The sequence below is a fragment of the Bacillus sp. FSL R5-0576 genome, assembly GCF_038004765.1.
In the GTDB taxonomy this organism is placed as follows: Bacteria; Bacillota; Bacilli; order Bacillales; family Bacillaceae; genus Bacillus; species Bacillus subtilis.
Genome location: NZ_JBBORU010000001.1, coordinates 3,727,100 through 3,742,465 on the forward strand (window position 1 = coordinate 3,727,100; position 15,366 = coordinate 3,742,465).

At 45.6% G+C, this 15,366-nt stretch carries 16 protein-coding genes and 4 riboswitches; of the genes, 10 read left to right on the top strand and 6 right to left on the bottom strand.

The genetic code is table 11. The annotated features are described in order from the left end of the window. Positions 1-42: 42 nt before the first annotated feature. A riboswitch (guanidine-I (ykkC/yxkD leader) is annotated at positions 43-145 on the bottom strand. 389 nt (positions 146-534) lie between these two features. Beyond that, the gene (locus NX903_RS19110) at positions 535-1,077 is read left to right on the top strand and encodes a DUF4352 domain-containing protein (RefSeq protein WP_003227255.1); all 543 of its coding nucleotides are present in this window, start codon (positions 535-537) and stop codon (positions 1,075-1,077) included. Between the two features lie 71 nt (positions 1,078-1,148). Here the strand turns inward: NX903_RS19110 and galE are convergent, their stop codons facing one another. After that, complete coding sequence (gene galE, locus NX903_RS19115) at positions 1,149-2,168, bottom strand: UDP-glucose 4-epimerase GalE (protein ID WP_086344490.1); 1,020 nt, start codon at positions 2,166-2,168, stop codon at positions 1,149-1,151. 226 nt (positions 2,169-2,394) lie between these two features. On the opposite strand from galE, the gene NX903_RS19120 reads away from it, so the two are divergent. The 9 genes from NX903_RS19120 to NX903_RS19160 all read left to right on the top strand — a co-directional run bounded on the left by NX903_RS19120 (position 2,395) and on the right by NX903_RS19160 (position 10,210). Continuing rightward, complete coding sequence (locus tag NX903_RS19120; protein WP_017697230.1) at positions 2,395-2,868, top strand: DUF1453 family protein; 474 nt, start codon at positions 2,395-2,397, stop codon at positions 2,866-2,868. Between the two features lie 17 nt (positions 2,869-2,885). Continuing rightward, complete coding sequence (gene yxjM / locus NX903_RS19125) at positions 2,886-4,106, top strand: two-component system sensor histidine kinase YxjM (protein ID WP_086344491.1); 1,221 nt, start codon at positions 2,886-2,888, stop codon at positions 4,104-4,106. Beyond that, positions 4,093-4,749: a two-component system response regulator YxJL gene (gene yxjL, locus NX903_RS19130; protein ID WP_086344492.1), complete on the top strand. Its 657-nt coding sequence runs from the start codon at positions 4,093-4,095 to the stop codon at positions 4,747-4,749. The genes yxjM and yxjL overlap by 14 nt, the downstream gene beginning before the upstream one ends. Before the next feature lie 49 nt (positions 4,750-4,798). Next, positions 4,799-6,031: a peptidase T gene (gene pepT / locus NX903_RS19135; protein ID WP_024571478.1), complete on the top strand. Its 1,233-nt coding sequence runs from the start codon at positions 4,799-4,801 to the stop codon at positions 6,029-6,031. A 104-nt stretch (positions 6,032-6,135) separates the two neighbouring features. Next, positions 6,136-6,264: a hypothetical protein gene (locus tag NX903_RS19140; RefSeq protein WP_003227241.1), complete on the top strand. Its 129-nt coding sequence runs from the start codon at positions 6,136-6,138 to the stop codon at positions 6,262-6,264. 289 nt (positions 6,265-6,553) lie between these two features. Further along, positions 6,554-6,817 carry a hypothetical protein gene (locus tag NX903_RS19145; RefSeq protein WP_010886640.1) on the top strand — a complete coding sequence of 88 codons (264 nt, stop codon included), beginning with the start codon at positions 6,554-6,556 and terminating at the stop codon, positions 6,815-6,817. A 128-nt stretch (positions 6,818-6,945) separates the two neighbouring features. Further along, a complete protein-coding gene (locus NX903_RS19150; RefSeq protein ID WP_042976786.1) occupies positions 6,946-7,434 on the top strand; it encodes an LURP-one-related/scramblase family protein in 489 nt (162 codons plus the stop codon). Between the two features lie 65 nt (positions 7,435-7,499). Next, positions 7,500-7,606: riboswitch (SAM riboswitch) on the top strand. 81 nt (positions 7,607-7,687) lie between these two features. Continuing rightward, on the top strand, positions 7,688-8,821 hold the full coding sequence (locus NX903_RS19155) for a 5-methyltetrahydropteroyltriglutamate--homocysteine S-methyltransferase (protein ID WP_086344632.1): 1,134 nt from the start codon (positions 7,688-7,690) through the stop codon (positions 8,819-8,821). 68 nt (positions 8,822-8,889) lie between these two features. Continuing rightward, a riboswitch (SAM riboswitch) is annotated at positions 8,890-8,996 on the top strand. A gap of 77 nt (positions 8,997-9,073) precedes the next feature. Further along, on the top strand, positions 9,074-10,210 hold the full coding sequence (locus NX903_RS19160; RefSeq protein WP_046664015.1) for a 5-methyltetrahydropteroyltriglutamate--homocysteine S-methyltransferase: 1,137 nt from the start codon (positions 9,074-9,076) through the stop codon (positions 10,208-10,210). Between the two features lie 51 nt (positions 10,211-10,261). Here NX903_RS19160 and NX903_RS19165 read toward each other — a convergent pair whose 3' ends face one another. The 5 genes from NX903_RS19165 to NX903_RS19185 form a co-directional block, all read right to left on the bottom strand. Further along, positions 10,262-11,035 (bottom strand): 3-hydroxybutyrate dehydrogenase, encoded by a 774-nt coding sequence (locus NX903_RS19165; protein WP_014481333.1) that lies wholly within the window; start codon positions 11,033-11,035, stop codon positions 10,262-10,264. Positions 11,036-11,051: 16 nt separating this feature from the next. Then, positions 11,052-11,702 (bottom strand): CoA transferase subunit B, encoded by a 651-nt coding sequence (locus tag NX903_RS19170; RefSeq protein WP_017697224.1) that lies wholly within the window; start codon positions 11,700-11,702, stop codon positions 11,052-11,054. Further along, positions 11,699-12,415 carry a succinyl-CoA--3-ketoacid CoA transferase subunit A gene (locus NX903_RS19175; protein WP_014481335.1) on the bottom strand — a complete coding sequence of 239 codons (717 nt, stop codon included), beginning with the start codon at positions 12,413-12,415 and terminating at the stop codon, positions 11,699-11,701. Before NX903_RS19175 ends, NX903_RS19170 begins: the two co-directional genes overlap by 4 nt. A 23-nt stretch (positions 12,416-12,438) precedes the next feature. After that, complete coding sequence (locus tag NX903_RS19180) at positions 12,439-13,857, bottom strand: GntP family permease (RefSeq protein ID WP_086344493.1); 1,419 nt, start codon at positions 13,855-13,857, stop codon at positions 12,439-12,441. A gap of 153 nt (positions 13,858-14,010) precedes the next feature. Continuing rightward, positions 14,011-14,859 (bottom strand): methyltransferase domain-containing protein, encoded by an 849-nt coding sequence (locus tag NX903_RS19185; protein WP_032676955.1) that lies wholly within the window; start codon positions 14,857-14,859, stop codon positions 14,011-14,013. Between the two features lie 386 nt (positions 14,860-15,245). Continuing rightward, positions 15,246-15,347, top strand: a riboswitch (purine riboswitch). Positions 15,348-15,366 lie beyond the last annotated feature (19 nt).

Sequence of the window (15,366 nt, forward strand, 5' to 3'; positions counted from 1 at the left end):
CAAATAAAAAAACCCAGGAGAACGCTCTCGAAAAAGAGCAGAAACTCCTGGGCTTTTATCCCACCGTGTCATAACAGCCAAGCTGCTATGTGTTTTCTCTCGGTCACAGTCCAATTTGCATTGCGGAACCCTAGAAAACCACTGTTTTTATCATATCCTTTTCACTTTCCAATATTAGCATTATAAGGGACGGTTCGAATTGGTTCAAGGGGTATTTGCGGAGTTTTCATCAGATAAGCTGGAAGAAAAAAACGATTTATCTATTAAAAAAGAACAGATATAGCCGATAAGAAAAAAAGCATATATTTTACAAGTAAATTTAACTATAAATGATAATAATTATGAGAAATTCATAATTTTATATTGACTAAGTGAAATAATATAGGCATTATAGTACATATGTTTCGTACATTTTATTACATAGGAGGAAATATAATGGCAGGAAAACTAGTACCCTGTAAAGCTTGCGGTCAAGAAATTGCAAAGGGTGTAAAAAAATGTCCTAACTGCGGTAAGGATCAACGTAACTTTTTTATGCGACATAAAATCATTACGTTTATTCTCGCAGTTGTTGTCATCATTATTATCGGTAATATGATTGGCGGCGGAGGCGGTTCAGAAGCCACTTCCAAAACATCAAGCGGAAGCAAAGCAGAAACTGAAAAAACATACAATATCGGTGATACTGTAAAAACTGAAAAAACTGAAGTGACAGTTACGAAGGTAGAGGACAGAGATACTGTCGGTACTCAATATGTTGAAAAGAAAGCATCTGATGGTGGTACAATTGTAGCTGTTCAATATACAATTAAAAACGTATCTAAAAAACCGATTAGCTCTTTTTCAATTCCAACTGTTAAATTAGTTGATGCTGATGGTACTTCTTATGATTCTGATATTGATGCTTCTGTAAACTATGCAACTGAGACAAAAGTTGATAACTCTAAAATTTTGAGTGATCTAAATCCTAATATTAAAGTAACAGGTGTAAAAGCATTTGAAGTTGACAAGGAAGCTTATGCAAAAGGCACTTGGAAACTAAAATTCAGTAATGATGTTATTGTGAAAATCAAATAACAGCTAACAAGGGTGCCTGTTCAGGCACCCTTGTTCTTTAAAGGCCTTCTCTATTGAGAAGGCCTCCATTCTTATTCCGCACTCTTATACCCATTCACATTTGAAGACTGCCATCTCCAGGAATCAGCACACATTTCCTCAAGGCCGCGTTTCGCTTCCCAGCCCAGTTCCCGCTTGGCTTTCGCAGGATCTGCAAAGCATGTGGCGATGTCTCCCGGACGGCGGTCCGCAAAACGGTACGGAACCTCTTTCCCTGACACTTTTTCAAAGGCTTTGACCATTTCAAGCACGCTGTAGCCTGTGCCTGTTCCAAGGTTGTATGCATCGGCTCCTGTAGAGTTCAATACTTTTTCCAGCGCCTTGACGTGGCCTTCTGCGAGATCAACGACGTGAATATAATCGCGTACGCCTGTCCCGTCTTTTGTCGGATAGTCATTTCCGAATACGTTTAATTGCTCGAGCTTCCCGACTGCTACCTGTGCCACATACGGCATAAGGTTATTAGGGATTCCGTTCGGGTCTTCACCGATCCGTCCGCTTGGATGCGCGCCGAACGGGTTAAAGTAACGAAGCAGCGCAACGCTCCACTCATTGTCGGCTGTATGCAAATCACGCAATATTTGTTCAAGCATGAGCTTCGTCTGCCCATAAGGATTTGTCGCGCCTAATGGAAAGTCCTCCGTAATCGGCGATGTTTCCGGAACGCCGTACACTGTCGCAGATGAACTGAATACGATTTTCTTGACGCCGTATTTCTCCATGGCCTCGCATAAAATAAACGTTCCTGTCAGATTGTTATGATAATATTTGAGCGGAATCGCCACAGATTCACCGACTGCTTTTAACCCAGCAAAATGAATCACAGCTTCGATTTCATTTTCAGCAAAAACCTCATCTACCGCTTCCCGGTCCAATAAATCCGCTTCGTAGAACGTTAAATCTTTTCCCGTAATCTCCTTGACACGGTTCAGCGCTTCAGCCGAACTGTTAGACAGATTATCAAGAACAACAATCTCGTAGCCGCTGTTCAATAGTTCAACACATGTGTGGCTGCCAATGTACCCGGCACCGCCAGTAACAAGTATTGCCATGATGTAAACCCTCCTAAAAAATGACCTGTTATCATTATATAGTGTTTAGAACCGGTCCACATCCATTTTTAAGAAGTTTAATCGTTTATTAATAGTTTCTTCATATATTATTAGCATTTTCATACCTTTATGCAGCGAGCAAGTATAGCAGCTGAAAAATCAATCTGCCGGTTGACGTTTTTCTTTCCTATTTTCGCTATGCTTAATGCAGAAAGGATTTGATGACATGGCGATGAGCCCTTATATTTTTATTGTATTGATTCTTATTATTTTATCGATGTATCGAGAGAGAGCTGTCAGACCCGGGAAGTTGCTGATCATTCCGCTGCTGCTCTTATGGGGCGTATCAGCATCGTTTCAGCCGGCGTATTTTCATTCCGTATTACATGTGGCGATCAGCGGCATTTTATTACTGATCGGGCTGGCCTGCGGGTTTGGCATTGGGAAGATGGTAAATGTGCGGATTCACCCGGAAACCGGAAAGGTCACTTCACGCGGCTCACTTGGGAGTGTTATCCTCATTCTAGTGATACTTTCTTTGCGCATGGCCGCGAGAACATGGCTGCCTGAGAGCAACGAGATGTTTATTGCCATTATTCATTCTATGTTCTTCGTTCCCCTCGGCACCATCACAGCCCGCAACATCATGCTTTACAAAGCATACAGACGGCTGACCGCCGGCAAAGTATCCATTCAATAACCGAAAGAAGGATCAGCATGAACGGACAAACTCCGGCTCGGCACTACTACAAGAAGCTTGTGCCGAGCCTTATTCTCATTTTGAATTGCATACAATTTTTATCTCATCCAACTAAGGCTGATCCCATTTTGTTAGCATTTGTATTTGCGGTATACTTGGCATTCATTTGGATCATTCCCAATGTGGCATCCACTGCTGTTAGTTTGAGCATATTCATCGGACTCTGGCTCCTGACCGATTTCTTTTGGGCTGTTTCCGGCCAAGAGCAGGGTGCCGCCTATTTTTTGATTGTATTTTTAATGATATATGCCGCCTTTAGACTCCCTTCACGGCTATCCTTGATCTTCACAGCATGTTTAATTGGAGGCAACATATTACTCCTATCCTCACAAGGGGGAAGCTTGAATACCATCATCAGCAACATCTCGATCATGATCGGACTCTACGTCTTCTTCTCCTCCATGCGTTTCAGACGAGAAGCGAGAAAGGAGGCTGAACGGAATCATGCTGAATTGGCAAAAATGCATGTGCAGCTGGAGCATGCTCATAAAGAACTCCAGAAAGCGCATGCAGAGCTGCAGGAGGCTTCTGTTCTTTCATTAAGGTACGCGGTCCTTGAGGAACGTACAAGAATCGCCCGCGACATTCATGACAGCATCGGTCACGAGCTGACTTCTGTGATTGTTCAGCTTCAATCTCTTCCCTATATACTCAAAAGCAGCAAGGAAGATTCAGAAAAAGTCATTCAAAATGTACTGAGTGTCGCCAGGGAATGTCTTCAAGAAGTACGGTCTGTCGTTCACCAAATGGGCCGTAGTGAATCGATGGTGGGGCTTACCGCTTTGCGGGGGCTCATTCATCAAGTGGAGGAACGGAGCGGCTTGTACGTTTCTTTAGATACTGCCGGACTGTCAGAAGAGTCTTGGCCTCCAAACGTGAGCGAAACGATCTACCGCATCTTGCAGGAAGCGCTGACCAATATCATTCGTCACGCCGATGCTTCCCATGCGGCGGCCGTCATTTCTAACGACAAGTCCCATCTCTATGTCACAATCACCGACGACGGACAATTCACCGGCAGCCTTACTTATGGATTTGGCCTGACAGGAATGAAAGAGCGCGCAGAAAAAGCAGGCGGTTCCCTTACTTTCAGTGCCGTACAGCCGAGCGGCCTGAAAATTGAGCTGTCATTGCCGCTCATGACAACGAATAAGGAGCAAAAAGATGAACAAAGATAAAATACGCGTCGCGCTTGCCGATGATCAGCCGCTTGTGCGTGAAGGCTTCCGCTACGTCATCAACGCACAGACGGATATGACGGTTTCTGGCGAGGCCGGCGACGGTCACGATATTATAGCACTCGCAAAACAAACAAAACCCGATGTCATCCTCATGGATGTCCAGATGCCGCATTGCTCAGGCATCGAAGCGGCGAAAGACATTATGTCCGCACTTCCAAATACAAAGATAGTCATTTTAACCACCTTTGACACGGAAGAATACGTATTTGAAGGCATCCGTGCGGGCGCAGTCGGCTATCTGCTGAAGGATACACTTCCTGAAGAGTTGATAGATGCGATTCGCGCTGCGGCCAGAGGCGAGGCTATTTTCCGTACAGTCACAGCTGCTAAAATTATCAGTGAGACATTTCGGGCGAAGCAACAGCCCCATCCAGAAGAACTGGCAGAGCCGTTCACCAAAAGAGAGCTTGAGGTTCTTCAGCAAATGGCCTATGGACTGAGAAATGAGGATATTGCTGAAAAGCTTTTCGTCAGTGAAAGCACTGTGAAAACCCACGTGCACCGCATCCTGCAAAAATGCAATGCCCAAGACCGGACACAGGCAGTCGTATTTGCCATTCGAAACGGTATTGTGCAATAGAAATCTCTCATCCCGCCATGCTAAAATAAGACAAAGGAGATGATTGGAAATGAAAGAAGAAATCATTGAACGGTTTACTACATATGTAAAAGTCGACACACAGTCCGATGAATCCGTTGACACTTGTCCTTCCACACCCGGCCAATTGACATTAGGAAACATGCTCGTTGATGAATTGAAGTCCATCGGCATGCAGGATGCAGCCATTGATGAAAACGGCTATGTCATGGCAACTCTTCCCTCCAATACTGAAAAAGACGTGCCGACAATCGGCTTTCTCGCTCACGTCGACACCGCTACAGACTTTACCGGCAAAAACGTGAATCCGCAAATCATCGAAAGCTATGATGGAAAAGACATCGTTCTCAACAAACAGCTGCAGGTCACCCTGTCACCTGATCAATTCCCTGAGCTGTCCGGCTATAAGGGCCATACACTCATCACCACAGACGGCACCACCCTTCTCGGCGCAGACAATAAGGCCGGTATCGCTGAAATCATGACAGCCATGGATTACCTCATCAAACACCCTGAAATCAAGCACGGCACAATCAGAGTCGCCTTTACGCCTGATGAAGAAATCGGAAGAGGGCCGCACAAATTTGATGTGAAACGGTTCAATGCATCCTTTGCCTACACGGTTGACGGCGGGCCGCTCGGCGAGCTTGAATACGAAAGCTTCAATGCCGCTGCCGCAAAAATTACGATTAAAGGCAACAACGTACATCCCGGAACAGCTAAAGGGAAAATGATCAACTCTGCGAAAATCGCGATGAAGCTGAACAGCCTGCTGCCGGCAGACGAAGCGCCTGAATATACGGAAGGCTATGAAGGCTTCTATCACCTGCTGTCGATTCAAGGAGACGTAGAGGAAACAAAGCTCCACTACATTATTAGAGACTTTGACAAAGAGAATTTCCAAAACAGAAAAGAAACAATGAAGCGTGCCGTTGAAGAACTTCAAAACGAATACGGGCAAGACCGGATTCTGCTGGATATGAACGACCAATACTACAACATGAGAGAGAAAATTGAACCTGTCATCGAAATCGTCAACATTGCCAAGCAAGCAATGGAAAACCTCGGCATTGAACCGAAGATTTCCCCCATCCGCGGCGGCACCGACGGATCGCAGCTGTCCTACATGGGGCTTCCGACGCCAAACATCTTTACAGGCGGGGAAAACTTCCACGGCAAATTTGAATACATCTCAGTTGATAATATGGTCAAAGCCGTAAATGTCATCGTTGAGATTGCAAAGCAGTTTGAAGCGCAAGCCTAATGCCAAAAGCCAGTCCAAAAAAGGACTGGCTTTTTTGTGTGAAAATGAAACATTTTAAACGCGTCCTCCGTAAAACAAGTATCAACAAATGAGGAGGAAAAACAATGACAAAACATGCAATCGCTGCAAAGAGTCTCTTGAAAAAATGGATCATTTCCAGGCCGCTTAACATGCAAAAGAAATCCAGCCCATTTCAAAAAATCAGAAAAATGTTCAAACGCTTCTTCAAATAAAACATTCAAATCCCCAAGATACAATCCGTATTCACCCGTACCGCCCAAATGCTCCGAAATTTGGGTTTTTTGTGTTCAATTCCGCAAAATAGGGTATAAACCAAACAAGCAAGAAAACAGCACCCAAAAACAGGCAATTTGAATTACGAAAACTTAGGTTAAAAGTTATATAAAGGAATTTATTTTATCGTCGATAGTAACTATAGAACCAATCATCAACAAGAGCAAACAGCGTGATTCAAGACTATTTTCAGGTCATCAGGTTATACTGTTTTAGAGGGACAGTTTCTTGTTATTTATTGATTTAGAATTTTTTGAATACTTTTTGGCATTTTATCCGTACAATAGAGAGTACCAAAACTTTTTTTGGGAGGTATGTAATATGATCCTATTTATTATCATCGCATTATGTGGCTATCTTCTTTTTTCTTTCAGCAAGGACAATCGCCGCAAACCGCAAAAGACAAGCCCTCTGCCAGCAGCCGCACCTCATCACAACAACCTAATCGACCTTGACGCCATCCGCCAAAAACGCCGGATGCATCTTTCCTAATTCTATATTTCAAACGAAAAGGCTGCTGAATCACGCAGCCTTTTAAAATTGTTTTGATTTAGAGCCTGAAACCTTTTCGTCACCTATCCGTAATTTCATACAAGGCAAACCCAAAGGAGACTTCAGCAATGATCGAGTTATTTATGAAACAAAAAATGTTCTCATTTAAAGATGCATTTCACATTTATGACCGGGATGAACAAGAAACATTCAAGGTGGAGGGGCGTTTTTTCTCGTTAGGAGACTCATTACAAATGACAGACTCATCTGGGAAAACGCTCGTTTCCATAGAACAAAAACTAATGTCTTTATTGCCGCGCTATGAGATTTCAATTGGCGGGAAAACAGTTTGTGAGGTAACGAAGAAAGTAACGTTTTTCAAACCGAAATTTGTGATTTCCGGGCTTAACTGGGAAATCGATGGTGATTTATGGAGGGATGAATTCCAGCTGACGGACGGGGAAAATGTCCGGATGTCAGTGAGCAAAAAGTGGCTAAGCTGGGGTGATTCCTATCACTTGGAGATTGCAAACGAGGAAGATGTTCTGATTTGCACTGCCATCGCTATCGTGCTTGATATGGTTTTATATAACGATGAAAATGAAAGTATTCTCTAAAAAACATTGACAATTGATCCAAAAGTAATAATATTAAGATAATTGAAATCTGAATATGAAGTTTTACCTTATCAAGAGAGGTGGAGGGACTGGCCCTATGATACCCGGCAACCGCTGTTTCAAACAGAATGGTGCTAAATCCTTAAGAACATTGCGTTCTTGCAGATGAGGCGGAGATTTGATCGTTCAAGCTCTTCCTTCACAAAGGAAGAGCTTTTTACATGCTCAATATTTCAGAAAAGAGGCGAATAACATGGCTCAACAAACGAATGTTGCAGGACAAAAAACAGAAAAACAACGCAAAGCACCTTTCCGCGCCGATCATGTCGGCAGTTTGCTTCGTTCCGTTCCGGTAAAGCAAGCCCGGCAAAAAAAAGCGGCTGGTGAGATGACAGCAGAACAGCTTCGTGATATCGAAAATCAAGAGATCATCCGCATCGTGGAAAAACAAAAAGAAATCGGTCTCGATGTGGTAACAGACGGGGAATTCCGGCGTTCTTGGTGGCATTATGACTTCCTGGAAGGGCTTGACGGTGTGGAACCGTTCATCCCGGCTGAGGGGATTCAGTTCCATAACACAAAAACGAAAGCGCGCAGCATCAAAGTGACGGGAAAACTCGATTTTACGAGCCACCCAGCGCTTGCTGATTATCAATTTTTACATGAGATTGCCGGTAACGCGACGCCAAAATTGACCATTCCCAGCCCAAATATGCTGTTTTTTGGCGAAAAGGCGGATAAAGGGATTTATGACGATCAAGAGGAATACTTTCATGATCTGGCCCAAGCGTACAAAAAAGCAATCAAAGCCTTCTATGATGCTGGCTGCCGTTATCTCCAGCTTGATGATACGTCATGGTCTCTCTTCTTTGAGGAAAAAGGCAGAGAGGTTGTCCGGGCGCTCGGCGGTGATCCAGAAACATTGCCAGCCATATTTGCCAAAACAATTAACGATGCCGTCGCAGACCGGCCTGGCGATTTAACGATCACAATGCACATTTGCCGCGGCAACTTCCGCTCAACCTGGGCGGCATCAGGAGGGTACGACGCTGTAGCGGAAACGATTTTGGACGGCTTAAACCTTGACGGCCTGTTCTTGGAATACGATGATGACCGCTCCGGTAACTTTGATCCGCTCCGTTTTGTGAAGCGCAAGGATCTGCAAATTGTGCTCGGCTTGATCACATCGAAATACGGCGAGCTTGAAAATCATGAGGATGTGAAACGCCGTATTAATGAAGCCGCGCGTTTTGTCAGCTTGGACCAGCTATGCCTGAGCCCGCAGTGCGGTTTCGCCTCTACAGAAGAAGGCAACCTTTTGACAGAGGAACAGCAATGGGCCAAGCTTCGCCATGTCATCGACATTGCCAACGATGTGTGGAGATAATCTATCATTGACAGAAATAGAAAATGTGTGAATAATAGATACTATCAGAAAATTTCATAAAAAGGTTTTCCTTATCAAGAGAGGTGGAGGGACTGGCCCTGCGATACCCGGCAACCGCTGTTTAACAGAATGGTGCTAAATCCTTTAGAGCAATGATTGCTCTTGAAGATAAGGTTGAGATTGTCACGCAAGCTCTTCCTTATCCAAAGGAAGAGCTTTTTTACATTTGAATGGAAAGAAGGAATGGACAACATGTCACAACAAACAACACCCGCAGAACAAAAATCACTTCAAAGAAAAAAACCGCCGTTTCGCGCGGATCAAGTCGGAAGCCTGCTAAGATCTGAGCCCGTCAAAAAAGCGCGGCTGCAAAAAGCGGCCGGCGATATGACCGCTGAGCAGCTTCGCCAAATTGAAAACGATGAAATCATCCGCATTGTGGAAAAACAGAAGGAAACCGGCCTGAACGTCGTGACAGACGGTGAATTTCGCAGAGCATGGTGGCACTTTGATTTCCTGGAGAACCTGGATGGCGTTGAGCCGTTTACTCCTGAGCAAGGCATTCAATTCCATAACGTACAGACAAAAGCACGCGGCATTAAAGTCACAGGCGATATCGACTTTTCAACTCACCCAATGCTTGAAGATTATTCATTTCTCCATAGCATTGCCGGTGACGCGACGCCAAAGATGACGATTCCAAGCCCGAATATGCTGTTTTTCCGCGGAAAACTGGAAAAGGATGCGTATAAAAAAGATTATCACCTTTTCCAGCATGATGTATCCAAAGCATATAAAAAAGCGATTCAAGCGTTTTATGACAGAGGCTGCCGCTACCTCCAGCTTGATGATACAGCGTGGGCCGTTTTCTTATCTGAAAAAGGCTTAAAACAAATCGAAGCGTTCGGAACAACGCCTGACGAGCTTCGCCAGCTGTTTGCGAAATCGATTAACGACGCGATTGCAGACCGCCCGGATGACTTGACGGTAACCATGCATATTTGCCGCGGCAACTTCCAGTCCACTTGGACAGCGGAAGGCGGATATGACGCAGCAGCCGAAACCATTTTTGACGGCTTGAATCTTGACGGACTTTTCTTAGAGTATGATGATTCACGCTCAGGCGGATTTGAGCCGCTCCGTTACGTAAAACGGTCTGATCTTCAGCTTGTTCTTGGCTTAGTGACATCTAAATTCGGTGAGCTTGAAAATCCGGACGACGTGAAACGCCGTATCGAAGAAGCGTCCCGTTATGTAAGCTTAGACCAGCTTTGCCTCAGCCCTCAATGCGGATTTGCTTCAACAGAGGAAGGCAACAAGCTGACTGAAGAACAGCAATGGGCGAAGCTCCGCCATGTGGTTGAGATCGCTAATGATGTTTGGAAATAAGAAAAGAAAAAACACACTTGATTCCCTAGCGGAGCAAGTGTGTTTTTTATGTCATTGTGCGGTGTAGCCCCCATCAAGGACGACAGCCTGCCCAGTGACGCCCTTCGCCTTCTCGCTTGCCAAAAACACGGCATAATCCGCAATTTCCTTGACGGAAAGCAGTCGCTTTTGCGGCACAAGCGGAAAAATGACTTGTTCAAGTACAGAGTCGTAAGGGACATTTCTAGTTTTCGATAGATCGCTAAGCTGATTGCGTACAAGCTGGGTATCGACATAACCCGGACAGAGCGCATTGACTGTTATGCCGTGGGGCGCGCCTTCCAGCGCCCCTACTTTTGTGAGTCCAATGACGCCGTGCTTGGCGCTATTGTAAGCGGATTTCCCTGCAAAGCCGACTAATCCATTAACAGACGCGATATTAATGATTCTGCCAAACTGCTGTTTTTTCATGATCGGAAAAACATGCTTCATTGCAATAAAGGGCGCCGTCAGCATGACCTTGATCAGCTGTTCAAAGGTGTCTGTCGGAAACTCTTCAATCGGAGCGACGTGCTGAATACCGGCATTGTTCACCAGAATATCCAAGCGGCCGTATTGTTTTTGGATGACGTTCACCGTATCAGCAACTTGCGCTTCCTTTGTCACATCATACGGAATGGCCGCCGCGTCAAAGCCTTCTTCTGCAAGCTTGGAGGCTGCTTTTTCACATGCTTCCGGACGGAGGTCTGAAACGATGACGCTGGCACCTTCCCGGGCGAATTCTCTTGCCATTTCGAATCCGATTCCGCCGGCAGCCCCTGTCACCAAAGCGACTTGTTTTCTCATGTCAAACACCTTCCCATTAAGAATTGAGTACAGATTGGCTTACAGCGAAATCAGCTTCTGTTTTTTCATAAACCTCTTCAATTGTGACACCATCCTGAAGCTCCGTCAGTGTCATGCGGCCATTCACAAAATCAAATACAGCCAAATCCGTAATCAGCCTGTGCACGACTTTCTGGCCTGTCAGCGGAAGAGAGCATGTTTTTTTCACCTTTGATTCGCCATGCTTATTGACGTGCTCCATGATGACAACGATCCGTTTCGCCCCGTTGACGAGATCCATGGCGCCGCCCATCCCTTTTACCATTTTGCCGGGGATCATCCAATTGGCCAAATCCCCCTGCTCCGAAACCTCCATTCCGCCGAGAATAGCCAAATCGATATGCCCGCCTCTTATCATCGCGAATGACTCAGCGCTGTCAAAATAAGAGGCGCCCGTCACTTCAGTGATCGTTTCCTTTCCCGCATTGATCAAATCCGCGTCTTCCATTCCTTCCAGAGGATAGGGGCCGATTCCGAGCAAGCCGTTTTCCGACTGAAGCATGACGTGAACGCCATCGGGTATCTCATTTGCGACAAGCGTCGGCATTCCAATCCCGAGATTCACATTCATGCCGTCCTTGATTTCTTGTACAGCCCGTTTGACCATTCGTTTTCTCGCTTCCTTCACTTGGCCTCACCCTTTCCCGATGCTTGCTGAACTGTTCGTTTTTCAATCCGTTTTTCTTGGCTCGCGCCAAGCACGACATGCTGTACGTAAATTCCCGGCGTATGGATGTGATCTGGATCGAGCTCTCCTGCTTCCACGATTTCTTCCGCCTCAGCAATCGTGATCTTGCCTGCCATGGCGGCAATGGGATTGAAATTTCTCGCCGTTTTCCTAAAAACCAAATTGCCCATGGTGTCCGCTTTCCACGCTTTGACGATCGCCACATCGCCGGTAATGCCTCGCTCCAGCACATAAGTCCGGCCGCCGAATGTTTTATGTTCCTTTCCCTCGGCTATGGAGGTGCCGACGCCTGTCGCCGTATAAAATCCCGGTATGCCTGCACCGCCTGCACGAATTCTCTCAGCGAGCGTTCCTTGGGGAACAAGCTCGACCTCAAGCTCTCCGCTTAAAAACTGCCGCTCAAAAATTTTATTTTCACCGACATAGGAAGCGATCATTTTCTTGATTTGCTTGTTAGCCAGAAGCAAACCAAGCCCCCAGTCATCGACTCCGCAGTTATTGCTGACAACGGTTAAATCCTTTACCCCCTGATCTCTTATAGACAAAATGAGCTGTTCAGGGATGCCGCACAGCCCAAACCCTCCCGCGATCAGCGTATCCCCATCATGAATCAATTTCGCAGCTTCCTTGCTTGATGACAGCACTTTTCCCATATTGATGCCCCTTTCGTTTTCTTCTACACTAGACCAGTCAGGCTGTAAATCGCGATCACAGCAAATACGGCAGCCGTTTTAATGAGCGTGATCGCAAAAATATCGCGATAGGATTGCCGGTGTGTCAAACCCGTCACGGCTAGAAGCGTGATAACGGCGCCATTATGCGGCAGTGTATCCATCCCGCCTGATGCCATTGAAATGACCCGATGCATCACCTCTGGCGGAATATTGTAAGCCTGAATCGCCTGTAAGTATTGTTCTGACATCGCGCTTAACGCAATGCCCATTCCTCCTGAAGCCGAGCCGGTGATTCCCGCCAGCGCAGTTGTCGTAACGGCGCCATTTACAAGCAGATCGGTAAAAGTATGTGAAATTCCGCTGCTCAGCTTATGAAACCCCGGCAGCGCGGCGATAATGCCGCCGAACCCGTACTCGGCACCCGTATTCATAGATGCCAGCAAGGCGCCGCCAATCCCTTCATTCAGCCCTTCCTTCAATTGGGCAAACACACTTCTCCAATCAAATAAAATCGTTGTGATGATGCCAATCACTAAAGCAATCTCCACCGACCAAATAGCAGCCGCTGAAGAAATATCAAGCCTGCCGAACTCCTTTAATCCTATGGAAGAAAAATCAAATCCATTCGGATACCACTTTGGCAGGTAAATGGTAAAATATTTATTCACTGCACCGACGAGAATAAGCGGGACAAAGGCAAGCGCGTGCCGAATCGGGCTTTTGTCCGGTTCAGCCGCGGACTCAATCGATTCAGGAGCAGGAGCATTCTGCGAATCAAAACCGCCATAGCCTTCGCCAGATGCCTGCGCTTTTTTCCGCCTTGATTCCAAATAGAGCATCCCAGCTGCCAGCACAATCACTGCGCCCATCAAGCCCAGCCAAGGGGCGGCATAAATGTCTGTTTTGAAAAACGACGTCGGAATGACATTTTGGATTTGCGGCGTTCCCGGAAGTGCGTCCATCGTAAACGTAAAAGCCCCTAAAGCAATCGTTCCCGGGATGAGGCGTTTTGGTATGTTTGCTTCTTGGAACATGTTTTTCGCAAAAGGATATACGGCAAATACGACAACAAACAGGCTGACACCGCTGTACGTCAAGACAGCACCCATCAGCACAATGGCAAGTATCGCTCTTTTTGCCCCGACAAGCCGGACAATTGTTTTCGCGATTGATGCCGCAAGCCCTGCCATTTCAACGACCTTTCCAAAAATGGCACCGAGCAAAAACACTGGGAAATACAGCTTAATAAAACCCGCCATCTTCTCCATAAAAATTGATGAAAAAAAAGGAAGCACATGGCTTGGATCTGTCAGCAGCACCGCGAATAACGCGCAAATCGGCGCAAACAATATGACAGAAAATCCCCGATACGCCGTAAACATCAGCAAACCTAACGCCAATAGAATGATGATCAGTTCCACACACACATCCCCCGTTTCCGCGAACTAGAAAGCGTTTACATAAACCTGTCCGCATCGGCTGTTTCCGTCCCCTTTCCATATGTACGAGAAGCGTGGGCCAACTATTCCGATTAAAAAAGGAAAGCTCCTTTTTTCGGAGCTTTCCTCTGCCATTCATTTCATTCCTATTAGGATATCAACATCAACCGTAATATCGGCTGATTTCATCTCTTTCAGGAGGCTGACTCGATCTTTCGGCGCCGACCAGGCAAGCGGCGTCATCTTGAGAAGCCAGTGGATCGCCTGCTGGTCAAGCGTTTTAACATAGCGCAGCCTGACAGGACGGCTGTGTGCTGCATTTGCTGCAAAACGCTCAACAGCTGCCGCATTGGAATACGTGCGTCTTGGTGAATCAGCATATAAAAATTGTCTTAATTCTATTAAATAATCGCTTCGCGGCACTACTTTTACGAGCATGCCATCATTCTTCAGCAGTCTATGAAACTCTGCATAATTGGACGGCGAAAAAATAGACAGCACAACATCAAATTGGCGATCATGAAAAGGAGCACGCGCCACATCGGCAACCGCCCACATCTGATCTTTGAATGCCTTAGAAGCTTTTAAGATCCCATCCTTCGAAAGATCTATGCCGGTTCCTATCGCTGCTTTCCCTGCATAATCAAACCCGCAAAGCGCATTCAAATGAGAACCCTCCCCGCAACCGCTGTCCAGGATGGTGAATGCCTCATGACCAGATGTGGGATGACTGATGAGTTCTGCAATCACATCATGGAGCGGGTCAAAAAAACCACATTCTCCAATCAGCCTGCTCCTCGCTTCAAAAAGCTCGGCACCGTAACTGGTTTTGACCGGCTTCGTCAGAAAGTTCACGTAGCCGTGCCGAGATAGATCAAATGTATGTCCTCGTTCTGTACAAATCAAGCTTTTCCCTGATGCCGCATCCATAGAAGAATCGCAGAGCGGGCATCGAAACATGCTGAAATCAACTGTTCGCTTCATGATAAAAAACACCCCATTCATTCATTTTTAGATAAATGAAAAAGGCATAGACAAATAAACCTAGGCCTATCTCAAAAATTGGCCAGGTCTGGCAGTTTGTCTACACCTGTCATTATCTATAACGAATGAATTGGATAATCATGAAAAAAACTCCCTTTCTGCTGTATGGGTTTCCCCGTTTCCATCATACAGCAAATATCCAGGAGCTGGAACCTTATAGTGAAGAAAAATCAGTACTGACATGCTGGTATCCCGCCAACATCATATCAGCATAGCAATCCAGCATGTTTTTCCTTTATTTTCTCATTTTAGAATATAAATTTTATTATTGTGAAAATAGTTAAAAAGGTTGATTTTCAAAAAGTGAAAGGATAAAATACTGCTATCATCTTAGAAAAAGACATTCTTGTATATGATCAGTAATATGGTCTGATTGTTTCTACCTAGTAACCGTAAAAAACTAGACTACAAGAAAGTTTGAATAAATTTGAACGAGTTGAAAAGGAC

Bases quoted from the DNA above. Each gene is read 5' to 3' on its own strand.
- NX903_RS19110 (WP_003227255.1), top strand. From the start codon at position 535: ATGCGACATAAAATCATTACGTTTATTCTCGCAGTTGTTGTCATCATT.
- NX903_RS19140 (WP_003227241.1), top strand. From the start codon at position 6,136: ATGACAAAACATGCAATCGCTGCAAAGAGTCTCTTGAAAAAATGGATC.
- NX903_RS19175 (WP_014481335.1), bottom strand. From the start codon at position 12,415: ATGGGAAAAGTGCTGTCATCAAGCAAGGAAGCTGCGAAATTGATTCAT.
- NX903_RS19155 (WP_086344632.1), top strand. From the start codon at position 7,688: ATGGCTCAACAAACGAATGTTGCAGGACAAAAAACAGAAAAACAACGC.
- galE (WP_086344490.1), bottom strand. From the start codon at position 2,168: ATGGCAATACTTGTTACTGGCGGTGCCGGGTACATTGGCAGCCACACA.
- yxjL (WP_086344492.1), top strand. From the start codon at position 4,093: ATGAACAAAGATAAAATACGCGTCGCGCTTGCCGATGATCAGCCGCTT.
- pepT (WP_024571478.1), top strand. From the start codon at position 4,799: ATGAAAGAAGAAATCATTGAACGGTTTACTACATATGTAAAAGTCGAC.
- NX903_RS19120 (WP_017697230.1), top strand. From the start codon at position 2,395: ATGGCGATGAGCCCTTATATTTTTATTGTATTGATTCTTATTATTTTA.
- NX903_RS19160 (WP_046664015.1), top strand. From the start codon at position 9,074: ATGTCACAACAAACAACACCCGCAGAACAAAAATCACTTCAAAGAAAA.
- NX903_RS19185 (WP_032676955.1), bottom strand. From the start codon at position 14,859: ATGAAGCGAACAGTTGATTTCAGCATGTTTCGATGCCCGCTCTGCGAT.
- NX903_RS19165 (WP_014481333.1), bottom strand. From the start codon at position 11,035: ATGAGAAAACAAGTCGCTTTGGTGACAGGGGCTGCCGGCGGAATCGGA.
- NX903_RS19150 (WP_042976786.1), top strand. From the start codon at position 6,946: ATGATCGAGTTATTTATGAAACAAAAAATGTTCTCATTTAAAGATGCA.
- yxjM (WP_086344491.1), top strand. From the start codon at position 2,886: ATGAACGGACAAACTCCGGCTCGGCACTACTACAAGAAGCTTGTGCCG.